Annotated in this window: 4 protein-coding genes; 2 read left to right on the top strand and 2 right to left on the bottom strand. The window is 73.3% G+C overall.

Annotated features, from left to right (window positions below; translation table 11 throughout):
- On the bottom strand, positions 1-205 hold a 205-nt coding region (locus CCN39_RS31950; protein WP_143264229.1), incomplete at its 3' end, for a response regulator transcription factor.
- Positions 206-490: 285 nt separating this feature from the next.
- Between CCN39_RS31950 and CCN39_RS31945 the strand changes: the two genes are divergently transcribed.
- Together CCN39_RS31945 and CCN39_RS31940 are read left to right on the top strand one after the other, a co-directional pair.
- A complete protein-coding gene (locus CCN39_RS31945; RefSeq protein ID WP_086848325.1) occupies positions 491-952 on the top strand; it encodes an excalibur calcium-binding domain-containing protein in 462 nt (153 codons plus the stop codon).
- Positions 949-1,599 (top strand): class F sortase, encoded by a 651-nt coding sequence (locus CCN39_RS31940; protein WP_086848323.1) that lies wholly within the window; start codon positions 949-951, stop codon positions 1,597-1,599. The genes CCN39_RS31945 and CCN39_RS31940 overlap by 4 nt, the downstream gene beginning before the upstream one ends.
- Here the strand turns inward: CCN39_RS31940 and CCN39_RS31935 are convergent.
- Positions 1,569-3,724 (bottom strand): helicase-associated domain-containing protein (locus tag CCN39_RS31935; RefSeq protein WP_143264228.1); only part of this gene is annotated, 2,156 nt, incomplete at its 5' end. The two genes, CCN39_RS31940 and CCN39_RS31935, sit on opposite strands and share 31 nt — an antisense overlap.

Here is a 3,724-nt window from a genome sequence, read left to right as displayed (position 1 = left end):
CGCGGCAGAGCGTGATGCCGTCGCCGTCGCCGAGGCGGACGTCGACCACCGCGACCTCCGGCTCGACGTGCATCGCCACCGCCAGTGCCTCTTCGACGCTGCTCGCCTCGGCGACGACCTCGATGTCGGGCTCGTCGCCGAGGAGGTCGCGGAGCCCGCGGCGGACCAGTTCGTGGTCGTCGACGAGCAGTACCTGGATCGGCATACCCCGAGGCTACGGGGTGCGCGGACACCGCGGTGGCGGCCGGTCGGCCCCGTCACACGTGAATTACCTCAAAGGTGTGACCGCGGGCCCCGTAACATTCCGCCCGGTATGCATTCCTGTCCGGTGAATCCGCAGGTGGAAGTGGAAACGCGAAAGAATCACGGAATCCACGGCGCTTCGTGGAGCGCTGGCATTCCCGAAATTCCGGAATCGTCCGTAACAGCCTCGCCGAGGCGGCGATAGTAACCACGCAATCGCCCCAGATTCCGTTCGGAAGGAATTCCGTTGTCCCTGTTTCGCCGCGCCTTGACGACGGCCGCCGCCGTCGCCGGGCTCGCTCTCCTCGGCCCTGTCCCCTTCGCTTCCGCTCAGCTCGCGACCCCGCTCGACGGGGACAAAAACTGCTCGGACTTCCAGTACCAGGAGGACGCACAGGCGGTTCTCGACGCGACGCCGGGCGACCCCAACGGCCTGGACCGCGACAAGAACGGAATCGCCTGCGAATCCCTGGCGCACCGCCCGAAACAGCCGAGCACGACGACGTCCACGGCGAAAAAGCCCGCGCCGCCGAAGACGACCACCAAAAAGCCCGACGGCCAGGTGAAGGTCAAGCCGGTCGGCGGCGTCGCCACCGGCGGCGGTGAGCCGGCCGACGACGTCCCCGGTTTCCTCGTGCTCGGCGGCTCGCTGCTCGCCGCGACGGTCTCCGGCGGCATGGTGCTCTACCTGCGCCGGCGCCCGAGTTGAGGCATCCGCGCCTGTGGCCCGCGGTCACGGCGGTCATCGCCGCGCTCGGCGTTGTCGTGGCCGTGGCCCTCGTCCTCGTCCTGTCGCCGAAGGCGCCGCAGGAGATCGCCCCGCCGAGCCCGGCCGCCACGAACCCGGCGGGCACCGCGAGCGTCGCGCACACCTCCGCAACGACCGCCGACGGCCTCCCCGCGGCGAAACCGGCGTCACTGACGATCCCGGCGATCGGCGTGCGGGCCGGGGAAATCGAGGACCTCGGCCTGACGCCGGACGGCGCGCTGGAAGTCCCGGGCGACGCCACGACGGTCGGCTGGTTCACCGGCGCGCCGTCGCCCGGGGAGACCGGCCCGGCGGTGCTGGCCGCGCACGTCGACTACCGGCACGTGCCCGGCGCGTTCTCCCGCCTGAAGGAGCTGCGCCCGGGCGAGCAGGCCCGGGTCGGCCGCGCGGACGGCCGGATCGCCGTCTTCACCGTCTACCGCGTCGACCGCTACCCGAAGGCCACGTTCCCGACCGACCAGGTCTACGGCGACACCCCGGACCCCGAACTGCGGCTCATCACCTGCGGCGGGGCGTTCGACCGGTCGAGCGGCAACTACCTCGACAACGTCGTGGCCTACGCGAGGCTCACCGCCGTCGAAGCCTGAGCCAGCTCGATCGACGTCAGCTCGAGCCGCCGGTACGTGCGCTCGTGGAGCGACCAGACGTCCAGGACGTCGCCGTCGAGCTCGGGGAAGGCGATGACGAGGTGCTCGCCGCGGTACGCGATGTCCACCGGCAGCCCGGCTTCGAGCTGCCAGCAGAGTTGTTGCTGCTTCGGCGTGAGGCGGCCCGCGTAGCGGTCGCTCATCGCCCGCGCGAGCTGGCCGCGCAGCAGCGCCGGGCCGGTCGCCGGGGCGGCCAGCAACCGCTCGGCGTGGCCGGTGGGATCGGGCAGCTGTTCGCCGGGACCGGGGTCGCGGACGGCCACCGTCGGCTCGGCCTGGTCACGGGTGGGCAGCACGATGCTGCCGTCCGCGGCGTGCCGGGTCGGCGCGTAACCCGCTTCGCGCAACGCTTCCAGCGTGCGCGTGGCGTCCACAGTGGACGTCAACACGGTCGTGGCCACCGCGCGCAGGCCGAGTTTGGCGAGCTTCCGGTGCGCGGCGAGCTCGGCCAGCACGGCGGGCTCGCCGACGACGACGCTCGCGACGTCGATCACCTGCGCCTCGCCGTGCCGCCGCGCGACGTCGTTGACCAGGTACACCAGCGGCTGCGGCAGCTCGCCCGCGGCGACGGCCCGCAGCTCGTCGAGCAGCTCGCCGACCTGGACGCCTTGGTCGAACGCCCGCCGCACGGACGCCGGCGAGAACCGCCAGCTGGTCGCGGTGCCCTGCGCTTCCCGATCGGCGACGCGGTCGAGCAGCGCGGCGAGCCGGGCGTCGGGCGAGCCGGGCACGATCGCCGTCAGGTCGGTGCCGAACAACGCGGTCGTGCGCGCCCGGGAGACCAGTTCGCCGGTGACCTCGACGAGCCTTTCCGAGGTGAGCAGCGCGCGGCCGGCCGCGGTCACGGCGCCGTGCGCGACGACGCCGAGCAGCTCGCCCTGGTGCAACGCGTCCCGGACGTGGCCGCCGATGTCGTCGGTCGGCAGCAGCGGCGCGTGCCAGCCGGCCAGCTCGATCAGCGCGGCGACGTCGGTGACGGCGTCACCGGGGGCGAGCCGCGCCAGCAGCCGCACGAGCAGCCGCCGCACCAGCGCGTCGACGTCGGTCTCGAACTCCGGGGGCACCGGGTCCCACCAGGTCGTCAGCAGCAGCCGGTACAGCAGTGCCGGCTCGGGCCGGGCAAGGTCCGGGTTGGGCGCGAGCGTGGGCGCGGGCGCTTTCTGGCCGCGGCGGGGCGGCGGTGGCTCGTCGGCCAGCAGGAGCCCGGCCTGGGCGGCCAGGTCGATGGCCAGCTCGATCTCCGCCGGCGTGGCGCCGGTGTCCTTGGCCAGCTTCTTGACCAGCCGGGCCCCGATCGTGCCGTCCTTGAGCAGCGGCAACGGTTCCGCGGCGGCCAGGTCGAGGATCGCCGACACGCGGTCGAGCAACCGCAGCGCGGCGGCCGACGACGCCGATTCCGCTGCCTCGGCCCCGGTGTGGGTGACGGCGTACTCGGGTTCCACCGGTGTGAACGGCAGCTGGTGGTCCGGGCCGCGCAGCGCGAGCGACACCTCCATCGGCATGGCCACGGTGCCGAAGTAGGTCCCGAACAGGAAGCCGTGGTCGAACGCCCAGCCCGCCGGGGCCACGCCCTCGACCTCGGGAACGCCGTCGGCCATGTCCAGCAGCAGCTTCCGCGTCTCCTCGGGCGCGGTCGCGAACAGCTCGCGGACGCTCTCGCCGTCGCGGAAGAAGCGGAGGAGTTCCGTCTTCTGCGCGCCGACCCCGAGCGCTTGCGCCAGCTTCGCCAGCCGGGCCCGGCCGAGGTCGTCGAGCAGGTTCGCGACGGGCCGGCCGAGGCCTTCGGCGCCGAAGCTGTCGCGCCGCAGCAGTTCCGGCAGTGTGACGCCGTCCTCGTCCCGCCACAGCAGGGCGCGCTCGGCGAGTTCGTCCACAGAGGACTCGACGGTGCCGGCGTCCGTGCCGAGCAGCCGGGCGACTTCCCCGACCGGCACCGGCCGCCGCCCCAGCGCGTAACACAGCTGGACGGCCCGGACGACCTGCACCAGCGGCGTCGGCAAGGCGAGCAGCGCGGAATCGACGGACTCGGCCGTCGCGAGCCGCGCCGCGACGGCCGAGTCCGTCG

The organism is Amycolatopsis kentuckyensis (assembly GCF_002155975.1).
GTDB classification, from domain to species: Bacteria; Actinomycetota; Actinomycetes; order Mycobacteriales; family Pseudonocardiaceae; genus Amycolatopsis; species Amycolatopsis kentuckyensis.
This window is presented reverse-complemented; position numbering and strand designations above follow the sequence as displayed.